The organism is Hydrogenophaga sp. IBVHS2, from assembly GCF_002127215.1.
Classification (GTDB): Bacteria; Pseudomonadota; Gammaproteobacteria; order Burkholderiales; family Burkholderiaceae_C; genus Hydrogenophaga.
Genome location: NZ_NFUT01000003.1, coordinates 165,770 through 186,219, shown reverse-complemented (window position 1 = coordinate 186,219; position 20,450 = coordinate 165,770). Strand labels below are relative to the sequence as shown.

Genomic DNA, 20,450 nt, shown 5'->3' with positions numbered 1-20,450 from the left:
ACCCGAGCCGCCCACCTCATGAGCACCACCGACATGCCCCTGGACGTGAAGCTGATGGCCCTGGCCACCCAGCTCATGCTGGGCCTGCTCGCGCTCATGTGCCTGGGTGCGCTGGGCACCTGGCTGCTGCGTCACCCGGTGTGGACGGTCAAGGCCATCGAGGTGCAGGGCGACGTGCAGCACCAGAACGCGGTCGGTTTCCGGGCGCACCTGGCCACCCAGATGAAGTCGCGCGTGTCCTCCAACTTCCTCACGGTGGACCTGCAGCAGGTGCGCGAGCTGTTCGAGCAGGTGCCCTGGGTGCGCAGCGCCGTGGTGCAGCGCGAGTTTCCCAACCGCCTGCGGGTCACGCTGGAGGAGCACCAGGCCGTGGCCTGGTGGGACCAGTCGGGCTCCGGCCGTCTGGTCAACCGCCAGGGCGAAGTGTTCGAGGCCTCGCCGGACGACGGCGACGGCCTGCCCGAGCTCGCCGGACCCACCGAACAGTCGGCCCAGGTGCTGGCCGTGTTCCGCCTGCTGCAGCCCGAACTGCAGCGGCTCGATCTGGACCTGGACCGGCTGGAGCTCAACGACCGGGGCAGCTGGCGTGCGCGGCTGGACAGCGGCGCTGTGGTGGAGCTGGGCCGGGGCACGCCGGACGAGCTGCTGCAGCGGCTGCACCGTTTCACCGCCACCCTGCACCAGCTCACACAGCGGTACGCCGGCGCCCTGCAGTCGGTCGACCTGCGCTACCCCAACGGCTACGCGCTGCGCGTGCGCGGCGTGACCACCACCGACACCCCGGTCCCGCCGCGGCCGGGCACTGCACCTGCACCTGCACGCCGTCCCGCTGCCCGACCCACCACCCGCTAGACCCGAAGACCCACAGAACATCATGGCCAAGGAATACAAGGACCTCGTCGTCGGACTCGACATCGGCACCGCCAAGATCATGGTGGTGGTCGCCGAGGTGCAGCCCGGCGGCACGCTCAAGCTCGCCGGACTCGGGGTGTCGGCCAGCCACGGCCTCAAGCGCGGCGTGGTGGTCAACATCGACGCCACGGTGCAGAGCATCCAGCAGGCCCTCAAGGAGGCCGAGCTGATGGCCGACTGCCGCATCGCCCGCGTCTACACCGGCATCACCGGCAGCCACATCCGCGGCATCAACAGCAGCGGCATGGTGGCCATCAAGGACCGCGAAGTCACCGCCACCGACGTGGCGCGCGTGATCGAAACCGCCAAGGCCATCAACATCTCGACCGACCAGCGTCTGCTGCTGGTGGAGCCGCAGGAATTCGTGATCGACGGCCAGGAAGTGAAGGAGCCGATCGGCATGAGCGGCATCCGCCTGGAAGCCAAGGTGCACATCGTCACCGGCGCCCAGAGCGCGGCGGAAAACATCATCAAGTGTGTGCGCCGCTGCGGGCTCGAAGTGGACCAGCTCATGCTCAACCCGCTGGCCAGCAGCCAGGCGGTGCTGACCGACGACGAGAAGGAACTCGGCGTGGCGCTGGTGGACATCGGCGCCGGCACCACCGATGTGGCCATCTTCAGCGGCGGCGCCATCCGGCACACCGCCGTCATACCGATCGCCGGTGACCTCATCACCAGCGACATCGCCATGGCCCTGCGCACCCCCACGAAGGACGCCGAGGACATCAAGGTCGAGAGCGGCTGCGCCAAGCAGCTGCTGGCCGACCCCGACCAGCAGGTCGAGGTGCCGGGCCTGGGCGACCGCGGCCCGCGCATGCTCAGCCGCCAGGCCCTGGCCGGCGTGATCGAGCCGCGGGTGGAAGAGATCTTCTCGCTGGTGCAGCAGGTGGTGCGCGACAGCGGCCACGAGGAAATGCTCTCCAGCGGCATCGTGCTCACCGGCGGCAGCGCCGTCATGCCCGGCATGGTCGAGCTGGGGGAAGACATCTTCCTCAAGCCGGTGCGCCGGGGCGTGCCCAACTACACCAGCGCCCTGTCCGACATGGTGGCCCAGACCCGGGCATCGACCGTCATGGGCCTGCTGGAGGAAGCCCGGCTGGCCCGGGTGCGCGGCCACAAGGTGGCGCAGAAGGCCGGCTCGGTGTCGAGCGCCTTCGAGCGCGTGAAGAACTGGTTTGTAGGCACGTTCTGATGAAGACCATGCCCCACACCCCACGCCTGTTCGGCTCCGGCCGAAGGCGACGATGTTGCACCGGACCGCCCGATGGCTGACCACCCATAACGACACACGGATTTGATTCACAGAAACCCGCAGACAGGCAACTGCACAAGGAGAACCCCATGAGCATCGAAATGATCGAAGTCGAAGAATTCAACCAGGGCACCCAGATCAAGGTGATCGGCGTCGGCGGCGGCGGCGGCAATGCGGTGGAGCACATGATCGCCCGCAACGTGCAGGGCGTGGAATTCATCTGCGCCAACACCGATGCCCAGGCCCTGACCCGCAGCGCCGCGCACAAGACCATCCAGCTCGGCCTGACCGGCCTGGGTGCCGGCAGCAAGCCCGAAAAAGGTCGCGATGCCGCCGAGCAGGCCGTCGACCAGATCCGCGAAGCCATTGCCGGCGCGCACATGCTGTTCATCACCGCCGGCATGGGCGGCGGCACCGGCACCGGCGCCGCACCGGTGATTGCCCGGGTGGCCAAGGAAATGGGCATCCTCACCGTGGGCGTGGTCACCAAGCCCTTCGACTGGGAAGGCGGCCGCCGCATGACCAACGCCGACGGTGGCCTGGCCGAGCTGGAGGCCAATGTGGACTCCCTGATCGTGGTGCTCAACGAGAAGCTGCAGGAAGTGCTGGGCGACGACATCACCCAGGACGAAGCCTTCGCCCATGCCAACGACGTGCTCAAGAACGCCGTGGGCGGCATTGCCGAGATCATCAACGAGTACGGCAACGTCAACGTCGACTTCGAGGACGTGCGCACCGTCATGGGCGAGCCCGGAAAGGCCATGATGGGCACGGCCACCGCCGCCGGCCCCGACCGCGCCCGCATCGCCGCCGAACAGGCCGTGGCCTGCCCGCTGCTCGAGGGCATCGACCTCTCGGGCGCCAAGGGCGTGCTGGTGCTGGTGACCGCCGCCAAGGGTTCGCTCAAGCTGTCCGAGTCCAAGCTGGCCATGAACACCATCCGTGCCTACGCCTCGCCGGAAGCGCACGTCATCTACGGCGCCGCCTACGACGACAGCCTGGGCGACGAGATGCGCGTCACCGTGGTGGCCACCGGCCTGTCGCGCCAGGGCTCCCGCCGCACCGCCCCGCCGCTGCAGGTGCTGCGCACCGGCACCGACAACGTGCCGTTCAACGTGCCCACCATGAACGCCGCCGTGGCCGGCCCCGGTGCCGCCGCCCCGGCTGCTGCTCAGCCGGACTACCAGAGCATGGCCGTGCCCAGCGTGTGGCGCACCAACCGCACCCAGGCGGCCGCCCGGGTGGATGCCCTGGCCTCCGGCGGCATGGACGACTTCGAGATCCCGGCCTTCCTGCGCAAGCAGGCCGACTGAAGCGGCCCCCGACCGGGCGGACATCGAAGGGATAGCTTTCCTTCATGCCGCCCGGCGGCACTGAAACTTAAAATCGCCGGATGCTCGCGCAACGAACCCTTAAATCCCTGACCAAGGCGGTCGGCGTCGGCCTGCACAGCGGTCAGCGGGTGGAGCTCACCCTGCGCCCGGCCGCGCCCGACACCGGCATCGTCTTCCGCCGCGTCGATCTGCCCGAGCCGGTGGACATTCCGGTCAACGCCACGGCGGTCACCGACACCCGGCTGGCTTCCACCATTTCCAGCGGCGGCGCCAAGGTGCACACCATCGAGCACCTGATGAGCGCCTGCGCCGGCCTGGGGCTGGACAACCTCATGGTCGACATCACCGCCGAAGAGGTGCCCATCCTCGACGGTTCTTCGGCCTCGTTCGTATACCTGCTGCAGAGCGCCGGCATCGTCACCCAGAACGCGCCCCGGCGCTTCATCCGCGTGGTGCGTCCGGTGGAGGTGCGCGAAGGCGAGGGCCGCAGCCTCAAATGGGCCCGCCTGGAGCCCTATCACGGCTACAAGCTCAGCTTCGAGATCGAGTTCGACCATCCCGCCGTCAATTCCACCGGCCAGCGCGTGGAGTTCGACCTGGGCAGCGGCAACTACGCGCGCGAGATCGCCCGCGCCCGCACCTTCGGCTTCACGCGCGACGTAGAGATGATGCGCTCCCACGGCCTGGCGCTGGGGGGTGGCCTGGACAACGCCATCGTCATGGACGATGTGAAGGTGCTCAACGCCGATGGCCTGCGCTACGGCGACGAATTTGCCAAGCACAAGATCCTGGACGCCATGGGCGACCTCTACATCGTGGGCAAGCCGCTGCTGGCCGCCTACACCGCCTTCCGCAGCGGCCACGCGCTCAACAACCAGCTGCTGCGCGCCCTGCTGGGCCAGCCCGACGCGTACGAGGTGGTCAGCTTCGAGCGCGACCGCGAAGCCCCCGCCGGCTTCGCCCAGCTGGCCCCGGCCTGGTAAGCCACCCGGCCTGTTTCCCCCCCCACACGCCACACCCGGCCATGCTCCTGTTCCGCTGGACCGTCATGCTGCTGCTGCTGGCCGCCGGCGTGTGCTTTGCCTTCTACATCGGCACCGGCCAGGCCCGCTACCGCCAGTGGGGCCTGATCATCCTCAAGTGGACCGTGCTGGCCGCCCTCGGCTTCTTCGGCGTGCTCATCCTCGAACGCCTGGTCTGACGGCCGACCGGCGGCTGCAACCCCCGCGCCGGCCCTGCCACCCACCCCCATGCCCGCCAACGGGGTGTGTTCAGTGGCCAGTCCGGCTGCTGCCCGGCGGGGCTTGAACGGGAGTCAGGCGTGAGCAGTATCAGCGTTGGAAACAACAAACCCGGCAGCCCGGGTGTCCCCAGTGCATCGCGCTTGGTGGCGATGGGCAATGGCTGCAAGAAGGTATTCAAGGCGGTCCGCAACCAATTTCGAGACCTCGCTGAGGAAGCGGTTCAGGAGCCCGTCAATCACACCCTCAATGAGAGCGATTCCGTCCGTTCTGATGGGTCGTCCCATTCCGAATTCGACGGCAATCGGCGGATCAGTGCTGCCGAAGCCGATGGCAACGTCAAGCCTCCCGCAGAGCAGCTGTTGACGCCTGACCATGATGTGGTGCCGCCAATTGATCCCGATCGCATCGTCCGATACGCCGGTCAATTGATGTCGGATGTGGTCGGCAGCGCTTCGGAAAGCCGTGGGCTGGCCTGGCTTCTTCCCAACGTCCCTGAGTCCGGGTCCGTCGATCCCGCACTGTCCACGGCCATTCATGAGGTGGCGAGATCACACGCCAAGGTTGTGACGGAGGGCCTGCCCCACGATCTGGGTCTCGACCCGGACGTGGTGCACAACTGGTTCTTGAACGAGTGCAACCCGGCCAGCGCCGCCGTCGATCTCAAGCGTTTCCTGACCACGCAACTGCAGGCCAAGGGCCACGGCCCGCAGGTGGCCGACTGGCTGTACCAGCAGATGCTGGCAGCGGGCTCCACCTGCATGACCGCACTGGCGCTGGACGAGGGCAAGCCAGGGCTCTGCAGGCAATACGGGCATGCCGCCATACGCGAAATCACTGACCTCGCACAGCATTTCAATACCCAATCGAAGGCCACTGCCTTGATCGGCGGCTGGAAACAGTCGGCGGGTGGCAGCAGGACGGCCGAAGAGGCCAACCGATGTATTTCGGCCGTAAAGACCATGCTGGAGCGGCAATGGTCAGATACGGGCAACGCCGTCCCAACCAAGACAAAAAAGAAAGAGACCATCTTCAGCTGTCAGTACACCGAATCCGATTCAAGTTCCAACTCCGTGGACATTCGCGCTGCAAATGCCAAACCAAAACAGGTGCTTTACAGCGCAGCAGAAGCAGGGCAAAAAGAGTCTGTGGTACGGAAGGAGCGGAGCTCGACAAGTGAAGGTTCTGGTCGATCCACAGCCTTGGGTTCAGCCGAGAGAAACCTCAAACGGGAGTTTTCACGATCCGACTCCCAAGGGGCGACGAGTGGATCGGAGAGTGATGAGACAGAGCAAAGTTTGAACGATACCAATACCGCTTCTGTGATCGAGCGAGAACCGCCGAAAACTACAGAGCCGCGTGATGAAGGGGTCAAAACCAAAAAATCACTGACTTCCGAACAGATAAAGAGCGACCGAATCGATGAGGCAAGCGACCGGGCGATCAATAGCATCAATGCAATCCAAAACCAGCTCACCGGCGATGATTCTTCCCGTCAATAACTCCGCCCGTCCTTGTAGGCCGCATGCGTGCGCGCCTTGAGCGGCGCCACACGTTCGATGGCCTGGGTGGTGCGGCTCACCTGGGCGTGGGTGATGGCCAGGCCCAGGGCATCGGCGGCGTCCTTGCCGGGCTGGCCGGGCAGGGCCAGCAGGCGCTGCACCATGGCCTGCATCTGTTCCTTGCTGGCGCGCCCGTAGCCCACCACCGCCTTTTTCAGCTGCAGGGCGGTGTACTCCGCCACCGGCAGGTGGTTGACCACCAGGGCCGTCAGGCAGGCGCCCCGGGCCTGGCCCAGCAGCAGGGTGGCCTGCGGGTTGACGTTGACGAACACGATCTCGCAGGCCGCCACCTGCGGCTGGTAGCGGCCCACCACCTCGGTGATGCCGTCGAACAGCACCTTCAGCCGCCCGGGCAGCAGGGCGCCGTCGCGCGGGCTGGTGGTGATGGTGCCGCTGGCCACGTAGTGCATGCGGGGGCCGTCGACGTCGATCACGCCGAAGCCGGTGCACTGCAGGCCGGGGTCGATGCCGAGGATGCGCATGGGGTGCCTCGCGGAATGGGGCGGGTCGAAGGGAAACGGCTCAGAGCTGGAAGGTCCAGCGCACCGAATGGAAGAACACCGGCGCGGCCAGGCACAGCGCGTCCACCCGGTCGAGCAGGCCGGCCGCGCCGGTGACCGACTTGCTGGCGCCGCCCCAGTGGGTCACACCCCGGTCGCGCTTGATGGCCTTCATGACCACATGGCCCAGGGTGCCGGCCACGCAGGCCACCAGGGCCATGGCCAGGGCGGGCAGGGGCTTGAAGGGCGTCAGTCCCGACAGCAGGGCGCCCAGCAGGCCGCCCGCCAGCAGGCCCATGCCCCAGCTGCGCCAGTGAAAGCTGTCGCTGATGGCCGGCGCCACCGGCCGGCGCAGGCCTCGGGCGGCCAGGTGCTGCACCAGCATGCAGGTCTGCACCACCAGCACCAGGAAGAACACCAGGAACGCGGTATTGCCCTGCCAGCGCGGAAACTCCAGCAGCAGCAGGGCCGGCACATGGCTCAGGCCATACACGCAGACCATGATGCCCCACTGCAGCTTGGCATTGCGTTCCAGGAAGCGGTGCGGGTCGTTGCGCAGGGCGCTCACCACCGGAATGGCCAGGAACACATAGACCGGAATGAACACCGTGAACAGGGCCACCTGACCGGTCCAGACCAGGGCGTACTGCACCGGCAGCACCACGAAGAAGGCCAGCACCAGGCTGCGGTGGTCGCCGCGGCGGGTGGGCGACAGGCTGATGAATTCGCGCAGCACGAAGAAGGACACCAGCCCGAACAGCACGATGGCCACCCTGGGTCCGGCCGCCCACCCCACCCAGAACACGATGGCCATGATCCACGAGGTGCGCAGAAGGGCCTGGTTGTCCAGCGTGCGCTGGGCGCGAACGCGGGCGGCGTCGGCGTCGATGTCGGGGTGCTTCTCGCGCAGCGACAGCAGCACCTGCACCACGGTGGCCAGGGTCAGCAGGCCGAACACCGCCACGAACAGCAGGCTGACCTGCTGGCCGGGCGTGAGGCTGCGCACGAAGCTGCCCATGTCAGATGTCCCTCAAGGCCATCACGGCCTGTCGTGCCCGGGCCAGAAAGTCGGCCCGCGGTTCATCGGCACCCAGGCGGATGGGTTCACCGAAGGTCACCGAGCACAGCACCGGCACCGGCACCACCTCGCCCTTGGGCATGACGCGTTGCACGTTGTGGATCCAGGTGGGCACCAGCACCACGTCCGGAAAGCGCAGCGCCAGGTTGTACAGACCGCTCTTGAAGGGCTGCGGGTCTTCCTCGAAGCCCCGCGTGCCCTCGGGAAAGAGGATGAGCGAGTCGCCGCTTTCCAGCGCCTGGATCAGGGGCTGCAGCGGGTCTTCGTCGCCCTTGCGTTCACGCTCCACATAGACCGCGTTGAACACTTCGGTGGTGATCCACTGCTTGATGCGCGAGGCGGTCCAGTAATCGCGGGCAGCGATTGGCCGGGTGATGCTGCGCAGCTCCTGCGGCAGGGCCGCCCAGATCAGCACCAGGTCGGCATGGCTCTGGTGGTTGGCAAAGTAGATGCGCTGCTCGGCCTTGGGCGGGCAACCGTACCAGCGGGCCTGTGCGCCGGTGAGCAGGCGCACGAAGCCCAGCAGGCCATATCCCATAGCGGTGGCGGCCAGCCTCATGGCAGGGCCACCGCGCCCATGCGCGCCACGATGGTGCCGGTGCGGCGGGCCAGGTACGCCGAGCCCTGGCGGGTTTCAAAGAAGCGCGGGCTGGGCAGCATCACGGCCAGCCGGGCGGCTTCAAAAGGCGTGAGGCGGCTGGCCGGTTTGCGGAAATAGTGCTGGGCGGCGGCCTCGGCCCCGAAGATGCCTTCGCCCCATTCCACGCTGTTGAGGTAGATCTCCAGGATGCGCTGCTTGCTCAGCACAGCCTCCAGCATCAGGGTGAGCACCAGTTCCTGGCCCTTGCGCAGCAGCTGGCGTTCGCCGGAGAGCAGCAGGTTCTTGGCCAGCTGCTGGGTGATGGTGGAGCCACCCACGATCTTGGGCTCGCGCGCCGGGCGGGCCGGGTTGCGGGCAGCCCGCTGTTCGGCCTGGGCCAGTCGGCGCTCGTTCTTCTGCCAGGCGGTCTGTATGGCGTCCCAGTCCACCCCGCCGTGGTCGACAAAGCCGGCATCTTCCGAGGCGATCACCGCGCGTTGCAGGTGCGGGCTGATCTGTTCCATGGGCACCCACTGCTGTTTCCAGCGCCAGGTGTTCTCGCCCTGCACACTCTCGCGCGCCACCCGGAAGGCTTCGGACCGCTGGAAGGCCGTGCTGTGTGGATCGGCCCAGGCCATGAAGGCAATCCGCCCCAGGAAGGCCAGCTGGAGCGCCACGCCGGCCAGCAGGAGCCACAGCAGCCAGCGCCCGAACGCCCGCACCCGGGGCCTCCCTTACTGGGAGGAGAGCTGCGTCTGCAGCCCGTCCTCGCGGGTGAAGCGGAAGCGCGAGACCACCACGATCTGGTCGGCCTGCTGGCGCATGGCGGGCGAGAAGCTGCCGAAGGACAGGGCCCGCACGATGGCCTGGGCGCGGCGGTCGAGCAGCGGAATGCCCGAGCCCTGCACCACCTCGGTGGCCAGCACCTGCCCGGTGTGATTGACCGTGATGATCATGGTGAGCTCGCCGTAGAGCTTGCGGCCATCGACCTCCGGGAACTGGGTGGTGCCGCGCTCCTCGATGCGCCGGCGCAGTTCGTCGTAGTACACCGCGTAGACCACCTCGCGGGTGGAGGGGCTGATGTAGCGCTTCTTGGGCCGGGCGTTCTCTTCGTTGATGCGTTTCTCGATCTCGGCCAGCGCCTTCACCAGGGCCTTGCGGCGCTCCTCGCGCTCCTGGGCCTCGCTGGTGCTGGCATTGGCCCGCGGGTCGGGCGGCGGCAGGTTGGCCAGGGCCTTGCGCACCTGGGCCAGCATGCGGTTCTGCTGTTCCTTCAGGGCCTCGATGCGGCGGGCGTCGTCCTCGGCCGAGTCGCCCAGCCGGGCGGTGGCGGACGAGGGCAGGGGCGAGGTGGCGCGGCCGCGCTCGGCCTCGCCGCCGCCGGCCAGCGAGGCCTGGGCCAGCGCAGCGGCCTTCTCGGGCTGCTGGTCGCTGCGGGCATTGACCAGGATGACCTCGAGCGGCGTGTCCTTGAAGGTGCGCTCGATGGCTTCGGGTTTGACGAACCGGATGGTCAGCAGCGCGGCATGCACCAGCAGCGAAAACGCCAGCGCCCACTGCAAGGTGGACAGGTTGCGCAGCCGTGACATGCCGGAGGGTTTCACGCGGCGGATTATCCGTTCTCGGCCGCCCCGTTGGCAGCGCTCGGGTTGTCGCCTTCGTTCACGTCGATGGCCAGGGCGATGGGCGTGGCCAGGGCTTCGTCGTCCTCGGCGTCGGCGGCGTCGGCGGCGTCATCGGCAGGGCCGTCGGCCGGGGTGTCCAGCCGCTCGATCACGGTGCCGTTGACCTCCAGGGTGATGTCGTCGCTCTGGCCCAGTCGCACCCGCACATGGGCACCGCGCGGCAGGCCCTCGGCCCCCAGCACCTGCATCACCAGCGGCAGGTCGTCGGCCCGCACCAGGTTGTCGCGGATCAGGCTGGCGGTGAGTTCGGTGATGCCGTTCTGCTTCAGGTACTGCAGGGTCCAGAAGCGCTCCATGCCGCCCTGGAAGCCGTTGTAGGCGGTGTAGGCGGCATCAAACGCGCTGATGACCGAGAACAGGTTGGCGTCCTTGGGCTTGAAGGGGGCGGCCAGCGCGGCGGTCTTGCCGTGGCGGGCGCAGGCGATGATCTGCCACTGGTTGACCAGGTCCACATACCGGCGCAGCGGCGAGGTGCTCCAGGCGTAGCACGGCACCCCGATGCCGGCGTGCGGCTGGGCCTTGGTGCCCATGCGCACCTTCACGCCCGGCGCCAGGCTGGCCTGGCTGCGGTAGATGCCGGGCACGCCGCAGTCGGCCAGCCACTGTCCCCAGGTGCTGTTGGCCAGGATCATGGCCTCGGCCACCATCAGGTCCAGCGGGGCCCCGCGCGAGCGGGTGCCGATGACCACGCGCTCGCTGCCGTCGGGCTCGCTGCCCTGCACGCCCTCCAGCCGGAAGGTGTAGTCCGGCCGGGTGAAGCTCTCGGGCTTGCCGCGCACCAGCTCGCGCTGGGCCTTGAGGTGCCGGGCCAGCCGCCACAGGAAGGCGAGCCGGGGCTGCAGGCCGGCCACCTCGGCCGGTGTGGCGGAAGAGGGCTCGCCATCCAGCCAGGCCGGGGTGATGAAGCTGTCGAGCTTGTCGTGGCGCAGGTTGTGGGCAATGGGCACGCGCTCGAGTGCGGTGCGGCTGGCCTGCACGGCCAGGGTCGCCTCATCGAATGTCACGTACAGCGACACGGCAGGGCAGTCGCGCCCGGCTTCGAGCGTGTAGGAGCCCACCACCTCGTCGGGCAGCATGGTGATCTTGTGGCCCGGCATGTAGACGGTGGACAGCCGCGCGCGGGCCACCTGATCCAGCGGGCTGTCGGGCTGAACCGCCAGGCCCGGCGCGGCGATGTGGATGCCCAGCACCACCGTGCCGCTGCCCAGGCCCTGCAGCGACAGGGCGTCGTCGATCTCGGTGGTGGCGGAGTCGTCGATGGAGAAGGCCTGCACCGGGGCCAGCGGGAGCTCGTCGGCCACGGCCGGGGCCTGCAGGGCGGGGAAACCGGTGCCTTTGGGAAACTGCTCGAACAGGAAGCGCTGCCAGTGGAACTGGTAGGCGCTGGTGATGGCGCCGGCGTTCTGCAGCAGGGCCAGCGGCGCGGCGTGGGCGCTGCGCGCCGCCTCCACCACGGCCTTGTATTCGGGCGCGTTCTTGTCCGGCTTGAACAGGATGCGGTAGAGCTGGTCCCGGATGGGCTCGGGGCAGCGCCCGGCCACCAGTTCGGCCGACCAGGCCTCGATCTGGGCCTGGACCTGCTTTTTCTTCTCGATGGCGGCCAGCGCCTGCGCCAGGATCTCCGGTGGGGCCTTGCGGTAGCGGCCCTTGCCGGCGCGGCGGAAGTAATGCGGGGCGCCCTGCAGGGTGATCAGGGCAGCCACCTGTTCGGTGGCACCGGCCGACGCGCTGAAGTACTCGGCCGCCAGATCGGCAAAGCCGAATTCCTCTTCCGGGGCGAACTCGTAGGCCAGGTCCAGTTCCATGCTGTCGGCCAGGGCCTGGGCGGCCTGCATCAGCTGGGCCGGTGCGGGCTTGTCGAAGCGCAGCAGGGTGTTGGCGGTCTTGACCTTGACGCGCTTGCCGCTGTCCAGCTCCACCTGCAGGGAGCTGTCGGCTTCGGACATGAGGCGGCCGGTCAGCAGTTTGCCGGCCTCGTCGAACAGGATGTGCATGGGCGGGATTGTCCCATGCGACCTGCACCGCTCAGGCGGCAGGCAGGCCCAGAAAGGCCAGCACCGCCCCGATGTGGTCGTCGAAATCGCTGATGGCATGGTCGCTGCCGTCCAGCAGGCGGATGTCGCCGCCGGCGCAGAAGGTCTGCATCTCGCGCCAGTCCAGCACCTCGTCGCCCCGGGCCAGGACCGCGAACAGGTCCTGTGGCCTGGTGGGGTGTTGCGGAGCGAGCCGGGCGATGTCGGCTTCCAGCGCCCGCAGCTCGTCCACGAAGGCCGGGTCGAAGAAAAACCGCTCGGCCGGGTCGTGCCAGGCCGTCTGCTCGCCCACGTGGCGGGCCAGATCGCGGGCGGGATGGGCCGCCGGGTTGAGCAGCACCGCGCGGCAGCCGGTCTGCAGGGCGAACCAGCGCGCATAGAAGCCGCCCAGCGAGGAGCCGACCACCGCCATCCGGTCGCGTGGCCAGTGGCGGGTGGCGTCCAGCAGCCCGGCCGCGGCCTGCGCCGGCGAGGGCGGCAGCTGCGGGCACAGCCATTCAACCCGGCCCTGCACGGCAGCGGCCATGCGCCGCGCCTTGAAAGACCGTGGCGAGGAGCGGAAGCCGTGCAGGTAGAGCAGATGGGTCGTCATGGCGCCGATAATGCCGCTCCATGGCCGTCGTGATCGAAAAACCCTCCCTGCTGCAACGCCTGATGCCGGTGGTGCAGGGCTTCGACTGGGTGTTGCTGCTGGCCTTTGCAGTCATGGCGGTCATCGGCATGGTGACCATGTATTCGGTGGGTTTCGACCACGGCAGCCGGTTCTCGGCCCATGGCCGCAACATGGCGCTGGCGCTGGTCATCCTGTTCGTCGTGGCCCAGGTGCCGCCGCAGCGGCTGATGTCGCTGGCCCTGCCCACCTACGCGATGGGCGTGCTGCTGCTGATCGCGGTGGAGCTGATCGGCATCGAACGCAAGGGCTCGCAGCGCTGGCTGGATGTGGGCATCGTCATCCAGCCCAGCGAGATCATGAAGGTGGCCATGCCGCTGATGCTGGCCTGGTGGTTCCACCGCCGCGAGGGCCGGCTGCACACCATCGACTTCGTGGTGGCCGGGGCACTGCTGGCGGTGCCGGTGGGCCTGATCATCAAGCAGCCCGACCTGGGCACCTCGCTGCTGGTGCTGTCGTCCGGCCTGTTCGTGATCTTCTTTGCCGGCCTGAGCTGGAAGCTGATCATCCCGCCGGTGGTGCTGGGCATCATCGGGGTGACGGTGCTCATCTTCAACCAGGACGCCTGGTGCGCCCCCGGGGTCGACTGGAAGGTGCTGCACGAGTATCAGCGCCAGCGGGTCTGCACCCTGCTCGACCCGACCAAGGACCCGCTGGGCAAGGGCTTCCACATCATCCAGGGCATGATCGCCATCGGCTCCGGCGGGGTCTGGGGCAAGGGTTTCATGCAGGGCACCCAGACCCACCTGGAATTCATCCCCGAGCGCACCACCGACTTCATCTTTGCCGCCTTCTCCGAAGAATTCGGTCTGGCCGGGGTGCTCACGCTGCTGGCCGGGTTCCTGTTCCTGATCGGCCGCGGCCTGGTGATCGCGCTGGACGCGCCCACCCTGTTCTCGCGCCTGCTGGCCGGGGCCATCACCATGAACATCTTCGTGTACGCCTTCGTGAACATGGGCATGGTCAGCGGCATCCTGCCGGTGGTGGGCGTGCCCCTGCCCTTCGTGAGCTATGGCGGCACCGCCATGGTCACCATGGGCCTGGGCCTGGGCATGCTGATGTCGATCGCCCGCTCCCGCCAGCTCGTGCCCCGCTGATCTGCTCCCCTTTCCCGGGCGCAAAACCCCGGTGCGGGCATGTCCGGGGCCGGTTCTTACAATGGCCGGATGATTTCACGCGAACCCACCCTGGCCCGCCTGGCCACCGCCCAGGCTTCCCTGCTGGACCCCTTCGGTCTGACGCCCACGCACCTGCAGAAGGCCTTGGCCGAGATCATGTCCCACGGGGTCGACGACGCCGATCTCTATTTCCAGACCACCCGCAGCGAGGGCTGGAGCCTGGAGGAGGGCATCGTCAAGACCGGCAGCTTCAGCATCGACCAGGGGGTGGGCGTGCGCGCGGTGAGCGGCGAGAAGACGGCGTTTGCCTATTCCGACGACCTGTCCTGGGATTCGCTGCTGGACGCAGCCCGCACGGTGCGCACCATCTCGGGTGCCGGCCAGTCGCGCAAGGTCCGCACGCCCGCGTCCAGGGTGGCCAAGTCCCGCTCCCTTTACGACGGCATCGACCCCATCGCCACGCTGGACAGCACCGCCAAGGTGGCCCTGCTGGAGAAGGTGGAGCGGCTGGCCAAAGCCCGTGACCCGCGCGTGGTGCAGGTCATGGCCGGTCTGGCGGCCGAGCACGATGTGGTGCTGGTGGCCCGTGCCGACGGCACCCTGGCCGCCGACGTGCGCCCCCTGATTCGCCTGTCGGTGACCGTGATCGCCGAGCAGAACGGCCGGCGCGAGATGGGCAGCTCCGGCGGCGGCGGCCGCTTCGGTCTGGCCTACTTCGACGACGCCATGGCGGCTGCCTATGTGGAAGAAGCCGTGTCCCAGGCGCTGACCAACCTCGAGTCGCGTCCGGCCCCGGCCGGCGAGATGGTGGTGGTGCTGGGTTCGGGCTGGCCAGGCATCCTGCTGCACGAGGCCGTGGGTCACGGTCTGGAGGGCGACTTCAACCGCAAGGGCAGCAGCGCGTTTGCCGGCCGCATCGGCCAGCGGGTGGCCGCCAAGGGCGTGACGGTGCTGGACGACGGCACCATCGCCGACCGGCGCGGCTCGCTCAACATCGACGACGAAGGCCATGTGTCGCAGCGCAACGTGCTGATCGAGGACGGCATCCTGCGCGGCTACATCCAGGATTCGATGAACGCCCGCCTCATGGGTGTGAAGCCCACCGGCAACGGCCGGCGCGAGAGCTACGCCCATGTGCCCATGCCGCGCATGACCAACACCTACATGCTGGGCGGCGACAAGTCGCCCGAGGAAATCGTGGCCAGCATCAAGAAGGGCCTGTATGCCACCAATTTCGGCGGCGGTCAGGTCGACATCACCAGCGGCAAGTACGTGTTCTCGGCCAGCCAGGCCTACTGGGTCGAGAACGGCCGCATCCAGTACCCGGTGAAAGGGGCCACCCTGGTCGGCAATGGCCCGGAGTCGCTGACCCGGGTCACGATGATCGGCAACGACATGAAGCTCGACAGCGGTGTGGGCACCTGCGGCAAGGAAGGCCAGAGCGTGCCGGTGGGTGTGGGCCAGCCCACCCTGCGCATCGACGGGCTGACCGTGGGCGGCACCGCCTGAAAATTCCTGTGCTACATTCCGGCCTCATGTCGCGCTTTGCTTTCTTCGCCTTTTACTTTTGGTTCTCTGTCCCCGGCGGACGAGAGGCGAGCCTGTAAGCGCACACCGAATCTCGAAACAACCGCCGGAGCCCCAAGCCCGGCGGTTTTTTTTCGCCCTTCCCCTTTTTCTGCCAACCCCTGATCCCCGAGGAGCCTGTGATGACCGCCAAGAACGCACCCGCCGCCAGCGACGCCTGGCATGCCCGTCCTGTCGACAAGACCAGCCAGACCGACGACGAACGCATCCAGGACATCACCGTGCTGCCGCCCCCCGAACACCTCATCCGCTTCTTCCCCATCGGCGGCACGCCGGTGGAGGCACTGATCAGCCAGACCCGCCGCCGCATCCACGACATCCTGCATGGCAAGGACGACCGCCTGCTGGTGGTGATCGGCCCGTGCTCCATCCACGACCCCGCTGCGGCTCTGGATTACGCCCGCCGCCTGAAAGACCTGCGCACCCGCTACGCCGACACGCTGGAGATCGTGATGCGGGTGTACTTCGAGAAGCCGCGCACCACCGTGGGCTGGAAGGGCCTGATCAACGACCCCTACCTGGACGAGAGCTTCCGCATCGACGAGGGCCTGCGCATCGCACGCCAGCTGCTGATCGAGATCAACCGCCTGGGGCTGCCGGCCGGCAGCGAGTTCCTGGACGTGATCTCGCCCCAGTACATCGGCGACCTCATCAGCTGGGGCGCCATCGGTGCCCGCACCACCGAGAGCCAGGTGCACCGTGAGCTGGCCTCTGGCCTGTCGGCCCCGATCGGTTTCAAGAACGGCACCGACGGCAACATCAAGATCGCTACCGACGCCATCCAGGCGGCGGCGCGCGGCCACCATTTCCTGTCGGTGCACAAGAACGGCCAGGTCGCCATCGTGCAGACCAAGGGCAACAAGGACTGCCACGTCATCCTGCGCGGCGGCAAGGCGCCCAACTACGACGCGGCCAGCGTGGGCGCAGCGGTGAAGGAGCTCGAAGCCGCCAAGCTCACGCCCCGCCTCATGGTCGACTTCAGCCATGCCAACAGCAGCAAGCAGCACGAGAAGCAGCTGGAGGTGGCCAAGGACATCGCCGCCCAGATCGCCGGCGGCTCGCGCAGCGTGTTCGGCGTGATGATCGAGAGCCACATCGAGGCCGGCGCCCAGAAGTTCACCCCGGGCAAGGACAGCGTGGAGGCCCTGCGCTACGGCCAGAGCATCACCGACGCCTGCCTGGGCTGGGACGATTCGGTCAAGTCGCTCGACATCCTGTCGGCAGCCGTCAAGGCCGCTCGCGGCTGATCGCAGGCGCCGGCGCGCCACCGGGGTTATTCCGGTGGACGCCAGGGCGGGGCTGAGCACAATGGCTGTGGTCCCACCAACGAAGAGGTTCATTGCCATGCGCAGCCACGTCACCGTGTCCTGGGGCGAAGCCGCCAGCTACGTGCTCGATCTGGAGGAAGTGCAGCCCATGCCGCACGACGCGGCCCGCCACTGGCTGGACGATCAGTTTGTGGAGCTGGGCTGTGAGCCGCTGCGCGCCACCGGCAAGGTGCTGACCGCCGACAAGGTGTTGTGCGTGGCCGAGGCCGCCGGCCAGGCCCGCTTCAGTGACCACCGCCACCGGGAATGGGCCATGGCGTTTGCCCGTGCCGCCAGCGCGGCGTTGGCCAAACCGGCGGTGACGGTCGACGTGCCCTCGCACGTGCTGTCGTACTGAGTCCCGCCCCGGGGCGGTTCAGCCCGCCAGGGCCTGCAGCAGTCGGGCGTGGATGCCGCCGAATCCGCCGTTGCTCATGCACACGATGTGATCGCCCGGTCGGGCAGCGGCTGCCACCGCCGCCACCAGCGAGGGCACATCGCCGCACACCTGTGCCCGCTGGCCCATGGGGGCGAGCGCCTCGGTCGCATCCCAGTCCAGCCCGCCCGAATGGCAGAAGGCCAGATCCGCCCGCTCCAGGCTCCAGGGCAGCTGCGACTTCATGGTGCCCAGCTTCATGGTGTTGCTGCGGGGTTCGAACACCGCCAGGATGCGCCCGCGCGGCTGGCCCAGCTTGCGCGCCAGGCCATCCAGCGTGGTGCGGATGGCGGTGGGGTGGTGGGCAAAGTCGTCGTACACGGTGATGTCGCCGCCGGCCCGCGCCACCGTGCCGCGCACCTCCATGCGCCGGCGCACGTTCTGGAACGTGGCCAGCGCGGCCGCCGCGTCGGCCGGCGCCACGCCCAGGTGGTCGGCCGCTGCAATGGCGGCCAGCGCATTGAGCTGGTTGTGCACACCGGTCAGACCCCATTGCACCCGGCCTGCGGGTCTGCCCTGGTGCAGCACCTCGAAATCGTGCGGTTCGCCCTGTGCGGTGAAGTCGCTCACGGCGGCGCCGAAGGTCCGCACCTCGCTCCAGCAGCCCTTGTGCAGCACGCGCTCCAGGCTGTCTTCGAGTCCGTTGGCCACCACACGGCCCTGACCGGGCACGGTGCGCACCAGGTGGTGGAACTGGCGCTCGATGGCCGCCAGGTCGTCGAAGATGTCGGCGTGGTCGAACTCCAGGTTGTTCAGCACGGCGGTGCGGGGCCGGTAGTGCACGAACTTGCTGCGCTTGTCGAAGAACGCGGTGTCGTATTCGTCGGCCTCGATCACGAAGGCCGGTCCCTGGCCCAACCGGGCCGACATGCCGAAGTTCATCGGCACGCCGCCCACCAGAAAGCCCGGCTGCCGTCCGCAGGCCTCCAGCACCCAGGCGAGCATGGAGGTGGTGGTGGTCTTGCCATGGGTGCCGGCCACGGCCAGCACATGGCGGTCCTGCAGCACGTTTTCCGACAGCCACTGGGGGCCGCTGGTGTAGCGCTGCCCGGCGTTCAGGATGGCTTCCATCAGCGGGAACTTCGGTGTGCCGTCGGGCAGCCGGGCGCGGCTGACCACGTTGCCCACGACCCAGACGTCGGGCTTGAGGGCCATCTGATCGGCGCCGAAACCCTCGATCAGTTCGATGCCCAGGTCCCGCAGCTGGTCGCTCATGGGGGGGTAGACGCCGGCGTCGCAGCCGGTGACCCGGTGGCCCGCCTCTCGGGCCAGGGAGGCCAGCCCGCCCATGAACGTGCCGCAAATGCCCAGGATATGAATGTGCATCCCCGGATTCTAGGGGGCGGTCCCGGGAGGGCCGGGCACAATGCGGACCATGCACGCCAGCCCCGAATCGATCGCTGCCGAAATCGCCGCCGTGGCCGCCCGCCTGGTGGTGGAGGAGGGGCAGGAGTACGGCGCGGCCAAGCGGCACGCCGTCAAGCAGCTGGGGCTGGGCAGCCGCACCGCACTGCCGGACAACCAGCAGGTGGAGGCCGCCGTGCGCGAGCACATCGCCGTGTTCTGCGCCGACACCCAGCCCGCCGAACTGCGGGCATTGCGGGAGCTGGCGCTGGTCTGGATGGAGCGCTTGCAGGCCTTCCGGCCGCATCTGGCCGGTGCGGTCTGGCACGGTACCGCCACCCGGCACAGCGACATCCACCTGCAGCTGTATTGCGACGACCCCAAGGAACCCGAGTGGGCCCTGCTGGATCATCGGGTGGACTACCACCCCGGCACGGTCACCGGCTGGCGCGGCGAGCCGGTGGACGTGCTCACGCTGCGCAGCCGCTGTCCCGATCTGGGCCAGTGGGTGCTGGTCCACCTGATGGTGCACGACCAGGACGACCTGCGCGGCGCCCTCAAACCCGACGCACAGGGCCGCAAGCCCCGGGGCGACATGGCCTCGGTGCGCGCCCTGCTGGAAGAAGACACATGAAACTGCAACGACGACACTGGATCGGCGCCTCGGTGGCCCTGGCAGCGGCCGGCACCGGCGCCTGGTGGTCCAACCGCCGCCACCAGCCGCAGCCGGTGGCCAGCGAGGCCGAACTGGCATTCTGGGAAGCGGCCTTTGATGGGCCGAACGGCGAACCGGTCCGGGTGGCCGACTTCCGGGGCAAGCCCTTGCTGGTCAATTTCTGGGCCACCTGGTGCCCGCCGTGCGTGGAGGAACTGCCCCTGCTCAACCAGTTCCAGCGCAGCCACGGCCCCAAGGGCTGGGGACTGCTGGCGCTGGCCGTGGACCAGCCGAGTGCGGTGCGCGGCTTCCTGCAGAAGCTGCCGATCGAGTTTCCGGTGGGCATGGCCGGGCTGGACGGCACCCAGCTCAGCCGCAGCCTGGGCAACGGCAATGGTGGCCTGCCGTTCACCGTGGTGTTCGGGCGCGATGGCCGCATCCTGGACCGCAAGATCGGCAAGGTCTCCGAGGCCGATCTGGCCGATTGGGCCAAGCGGGTCTGAGCAGCCCCGAATTTCGGCCAACTTCCTTCAAATCGTCCCCAAACCGGTCGTCCGTCGCCGCCGGCCGGCAGTGGCGTGTTTCACGGTCGGTTCGTGTACACTGCGGCACCTTTTGCGGCGACCCCTGGCAGGTTCACGCGAAGTTGACCGAAATTGCGTCAACTTGACCGAAATTCGTTGGAGAAATCATGGATTTGAGAAAACTGAAGACGCTGATCGACCTGGTGTCCGAGTCGAACGTGTCCGAGCTGGAGATCACCGAGGCGGAAGGCAAGGTCCGCATCGTCAAGAGCGCTCCGGCCGCCATGGCGGCTCCGGTGACCTACACCATGGCCCCGCCGGCCGCGGCCCCGGCCCCGGTGGTGGAAGTGGCGGCAGCGCCGGCCGCAGCCGCCCCGGCCGCGTCGGCCGAGCCCGTGGGCCACATCGTCAAGTCGCCCATGGTGGGCACCTTCTACCGCGCGTCGAGCCCGGGCGCCAAGGCGTTCGTGGAAGTGGGCAGCGTGGTCAAGGAAGGCGAGACCATCTGCATCGTCGAGGCCATGAAGATCCTCAATGAAATCGAGGCCGACAAGTCCGGTACCGTGACCCAGATCCTGGCCCAGAACGGCCAGGCGGTCGAATACGGTCAGCCCCTGTTCGTCATCGAGTGA

At 68.2% G+C, this 20,450-nt stretch carries 21 protein-coding genes; 13 read left to right on the top strand and 8 right to left on the bottom strand.

Going from position 1 to position 20,450, the window contains the following annotated elements; all coding sequences use genetic code 11:
- Positions 1 to 18: 18 nt before the first annotated feature.
- From CAP38_RS10130 to CAP38_RS15240, 6 genes are all read left to right on the top strand, one after another.
- Positions 19 to 852: a cell division protein FtsQ/DivIB gene (locus CAP38_RS10130; RefSeq protein WP_086121288.1), complete on the top strand. Its 834-nt coding sequence runs from the start codon at positions 19 to 21 to the stop codon at positions 850 to 852.
- 22 nt (positions 853 to 874) lie between these two features.
- Positions 875 to 2,104 (top strand): cell division protein FtsA, encoded by a 1,230-nt coding sequence (gene ftsA / locus CAP38_RS10125; RefSeq protein WP_086121287.1) that lies wholly within the window; start codon positions 875 to 877, stop codon positions 2,102 to 2,104.
- A 149-nt stretch (positions 2,105 to 2,253) separates the two neighbouring features.
- Entirely contained in the window at positions 2,254 to 3,477 is a 1,224-nt protein-coding gene (gene ftsZ / locus CAP38_RS10120; RefSeq protein WP_086121286.1) for a cell division protein FtsZ, read from the top strand.
- A gap of 80 nt (positions 3,478 to 3,557) precedes the next feature.
- Complete coding sequence (gene lpxC, locus CAP38_RS10115; protein WP_086121285.1) at positions 3,558 to 4,481, top strand: UDP-3-O-acyl-N-acetylglucosamine deacetylase; 924 nt, start codon at positions 3,558 to 3,560, stop codon at positions 4,479 to 4,481.
- Between the two features lie 41 nt (positions 4,482 to 4,522).
- On the top strand, positions 4,523 to 4,699 hold the full coding sequence (locus CAP38_RS15385) for a hypothetical protein (protein WP_179188519.1): 177 nt from the start codon (positions 4,523 to 4,525) through the stop codon (positions 4,697 to 4,699).
- Positions 4,700 to 4,819: 120 nt separating this feature from the next.
- On the top strand, positions 4,820 to 6,241 hold the full coding sequence (locus CAP38_RS15240; protein ID WP_143435809.1) for a hypothetical protein: 1,422 nt from the start codon (positions 4,820 to 4,822) through the stop codon (positions 6,239 to 6,241).
- Here CAP38_RS15240 and ruvC read toward each other — a convergent pair.
- From ruvC to CAP38_RS10070, 7 genes are read right to left on the bottom strand one after another with little or no spacing between them, the layout of a single operon-like run.
- The gene (gene ruvC / locus CAP38_RS10100; protein ID WP_086121282.1) at positions 6,235 to 6,783 is read right to left on the bottom strand and encodes a crossover junction endodeoxyribonuclease RuvC; all 549 of its coding nucleotides are present in this window, start codon (positions 6,781 to 6,783) and stop codon (positions 6,235 to 6,237) included. The two genes, CAP38_RS15240 and ruvC, sit on opposite strands and share 7 nt — an antisense overlap.
- A 40-nt stretch (positions 6,784 to 6,823) precedes the next feature.
- The gene (locus tag CAP38_RS10095) at positions 6,824 to 7,819 is read right to left on the bottom strand and encodes a phosphatidate cytidylyltransferase (RefSeq protein ID WP_086121281.1); all 996 of its coding nucleotides are present in this window, start codon (positions 7,817 to 7,819) and stop codon (positions 6,824 to 6,826) included.
- Position 7,820: 1 nt separating this feature from the next.
- Entirely contained in the window at positions 7,821 to 8,438 is a 618-nt protein-coding gene (locus CAP38_RS10090) for a lysophospholipid acyltransferase family protein (protein WP_086121280.1), read from the bottom strand.
- The gene (mtgA, locus tag CAP38_RS10085) at positions 8,435 to 9,181 is read right to left on the bottom strand and encodes a monofunctional biosynthetic peptidoglycan transglycosylase (RefSeq protein WP_086121279.1); all 747 of its coding nucleotides are present in this window, start codon (positions 9,179 to 9,181) and stop codon (positions 8,435 to 8,437) included. Before mtgA ends, CAP38_RS10090 begins: the two co-directional genes overlap by 4 nt.
- A 12-nt stretch (positions 9,182 to 9,193) precedes the next feature.
- A complete protein-coding gene (locus tag CAP38_RS10080; RefSeq protein WP_086121278.1) occupies positions 9,194 to 10,048 on the bottom strand; it encodes an energy transducer TonB in 855 nt (284 codons plus the stop codon).
- A gap of 23 nt (positions 10,049 to 10,071) precedes the next feature.
- Positions 10,072 to 12,138, bottom strand: coding sequence for a ribonuclease catalytic domain-containing protein (locus CAP38_RS10075; protein ID WP_086121277.1), 2,067 nt, complete (start codon positions 12,136 to 12,138; stop codon positions 10,072 to 10,074).
- Positions 12,139 to 12,169: 31 nt separating this feature from the next.
- Entirely contained in the window at positions 12,170 to 12,769 is a 600-nt protein-coding gene (locus CAP38_RS10070) for a YqiA/YcfP family alpha/beta fold hydrolase (protein WP_086121276.1), read from the bottom strand.
- Between the two features lie 20 nt (positions 12,770 to 12,789).
- Between CAP38_RS10070 and rodA the strand changes: the two genes are divergently transcribed.
- The 4 genes from rodA to CAP38_RS10050 all read left to right on the top strand — a co-directional run bounded on the left by rodA (position 12,790) and on the right by CAP38_RS10050 (position 17,217).
- The gene (gene rodA / locus CAP38_RS10065; RefSeq protein WP_086121275.1) at positions 12,790 to 13,944 is read left to right on the top strand and encodes a rod shape-determining protein RodA; all 1,155 of its coding nucleotides are present in this window, start codon (positions 12,790 to 12,792) and stop codon (positions 13,942 to 13,944) included.
- A 69-nt stretch (positions 13,945 to 14,013) separates the two neighbouring features.
- The gene (tldD, locus tag CAP38_RS10060; protein WP_086121274.1) at positions 14,014 to 15,474 is read left to right on the top strand and encodes a metalloprotease TldD; all 1,461 of its coding nucleotides are present in this window, start codon (positions 14,014 to 14,016) and stop codon (positions 15,472 to 15,474) included.
- A 200-nt stretch (positions 15,475 to 15,674) separates the two neighbouring features.
- Positions 15,675 to 16,799 (top strand): 3-deoxy-7-phosphoheptulonate synthase, encoded by a 1,125-nt coding sequence (locus CAP38_RS10055; RefSeq protein WP_086121273.1) that lies wholly within the window; start codon positions 15,675 to 15,677, stop codon positions 16,797 to 16,799.
- A gap of 97 nt (positions 16,800 to 16,896) precedes the next feature.
- Positions 16,897 to 17,217 (top strand): hypothetical protein, encoded by a 321-nt coding sequence (locus CAP38_RS10050; RefSeq protein WP_086121272.1) that lies wholly within the window; start codon positions 16,897 to 16,899, stop codon positions 17,215 to 17,217.
- An 18-nt stretch (positions 17,218 to 17,235) separates the two neighbouring features.
- Here CAP38_RS10050 and mpl read toward each other — a convergent pair whose 3' ends face one another.
- Positions 17,236 to 18,621, bottom strand: coding sequence for a UDP-N-acetylmuramate:L-alanyl-gamma-D-glutamyl-meso-diaminopimelate ligase (gene mpl / locus CAP38_RS10045; RefSeq protein ID WP_086121271.1), 1,386 nt, complete (start codon positions 18,619 to 18,621; stop codon positions 17,236 to 17,238).
- Positions 18,622 to 18,670: 49 nt separating this feature from the next.
- On the opposite strand from mpl, the gene CAP38_RS10040 reads away from it, so the two are divergent.
- From CAP38_RS10040 to accB, 3 genes are all read left to right on the top strand, one after another.
- On the top strand, positions 18,671 to 19,273 hold the full coding sequence (locus tag CAP38_RS10040) for a hypothetical protein (RefSeq protein WP_086121407.1): 603 nt from the start codon (positions 18,671 to 18,673) through the stop codon (positions 19,271 to 19,273).
- Positions 19,270 to 19,797, top strand: coding sequence for a TlpA disulfide reductase family protein (locus tag CAP38_RS10035; protein WP_086121270.1), 528 nt, complete (start codon positions 19,270 to 19,272; stop codon positions 19,795 to 19,797). Before CAP38_RS10040 ends, CAP38_RS10035 begins: the two co-directional genes overlap by 4 nt.
- A 188-nt stretch (positions 19,798 to 19,985) precedes the next feature.
- Positions 19,986 to 20,450, top strand: a complete 465-nt coding sequence (accB, locus tag CAP38_RS10030) for an acetyl-CoA carboxylase biotin carboxyl carrier protein (protein WP_086121269.1) — start codon at positions 19,986 to 19,988, stop codon at positions 20,448 to 20,450.

Coding starts and splice junctions, on each gene's coding strand:
- CAP38_RS10130 (WP_086121288.1), top strand. CDS start 19: ATGAGCACCACCGACATGCCCCTGGACGTGAAGCTGATGGCCCTGGCC.
- ftsA (WP_086121287.1), top strand. CDS start 875: ATGGCCAAGGAATACAAGGACCTCGTCGTCGGACTCGACATCGGCACC.
- ftsZ (WP_086121286.1), top strand. CDS start 2,254: ATGAGCATCGAAATGATCGAAGTCGAAGAATTCAACCAGGGCACCCAG.
- lpxC (WP_086121285.1), top strand. CDS start 3,558: ATGCTCGCGCAACGAACCCTTAAATCCCTGACCAAGGCGGTCGGCGTC.
- CAP38_RS15385 (WP_179188519.1), top strand. CDS start 4,523: ATGCTCCTGTTCCGCTGGACCGTCATGCTGCTGCTGCTGGCCGCCGGC.
- ruvC (WP_086121282.1), bottom strand. CDS start 6,783: ATGCGCATCCTCGGCATCGACCCCGGCCTGCAGTGCACCGGCTTCGGC.
- CAP38_RS10095 (WP_086121281.1), bottom strand. CDS start 7,819: ATGGGCAGCTTCGTGCGCAGCCTCACGCCCGGCCAGCAGGTCAGCCTG.
- CAP38_RS10090 (WP_086121280.1), bottom strand. CDS start 8,438: ATGAGGCTGGCCGCCACCGCTATGGGATATGGCCTGCTGGGCTTCGTG.
- CAP38_RS10080 (WP_086121278.1), bottom strand. CDS start 10,048: ATGTCACGGCTGCGCAACCTGTCCACCTTGCAGTGGGCGCTGGCGTTT.
- CAP38_RS10075 (WP_086121277.1), bottom strand. CDS start 12,138: ATGCACATCCTGTTCGACGAGGCCGGCAAACTGCTGACCGGCCGCCTC.
- CAP38_RS10070 (WP_086121276.1), bottom strand. CDS start 12,769: ATGACGACCCATCTGCTCTACCTGCACGGCTTCCGCTCCTCGCCACGG.
- rodA (WP_086121275.1), top strand. CDS start 12,790: ATGGCCGTCGTGATCGAAAAACCCTCCCTGCTGCAACGCCTGATGCCG.
- tldD (WP_086121274.1), top strand. CDS start 14,014: ATGATTTCACGCGAACCCACCCTGGCCCGCCTGGCCACCGCCCAGGCT.
- CAP38_RS10055 (WP_086121273.1), top strand. CDS start 15,675: ATGACCGCCAAGAACGCACCCGCCGCCAGCGACGCCTGGCATGCCCGT.
- CAP38_RS10050 (WP_086121272.1), top strand. CDS start 16,897: ATGCGCAGCCACGTCACCGTGTCCTGGGGCGAAGCCGCCAGCTACGTG.
- mpl (WP_086121271.1), bottom strand. CDS start 18,621: ATGCACATTCATATCCTGGGCATTTGCGGCACGTTCATGGGCGGGCTG.
- CAP38_RS10040 (WP_086121407.1), top strand. CDS start 18,671: ATGCACGCCAGCCCCGAATCGATCGCTGCCGAAATCGCCGCCGTGGCC.
- CAP38_RS10035 (WP_086121270.1), top strand. CDS start 19,270: ATGAAACTGCAACGACGACACTGGATCGGCGCCTCGGTGGCCCTGGCA.
- accB (WP_086121269.1), top strand. CDS start 19,986: ATGGATTTGAGAAAACTGAAGACGCTGATCGACCTGGTGTCCGAGTCG.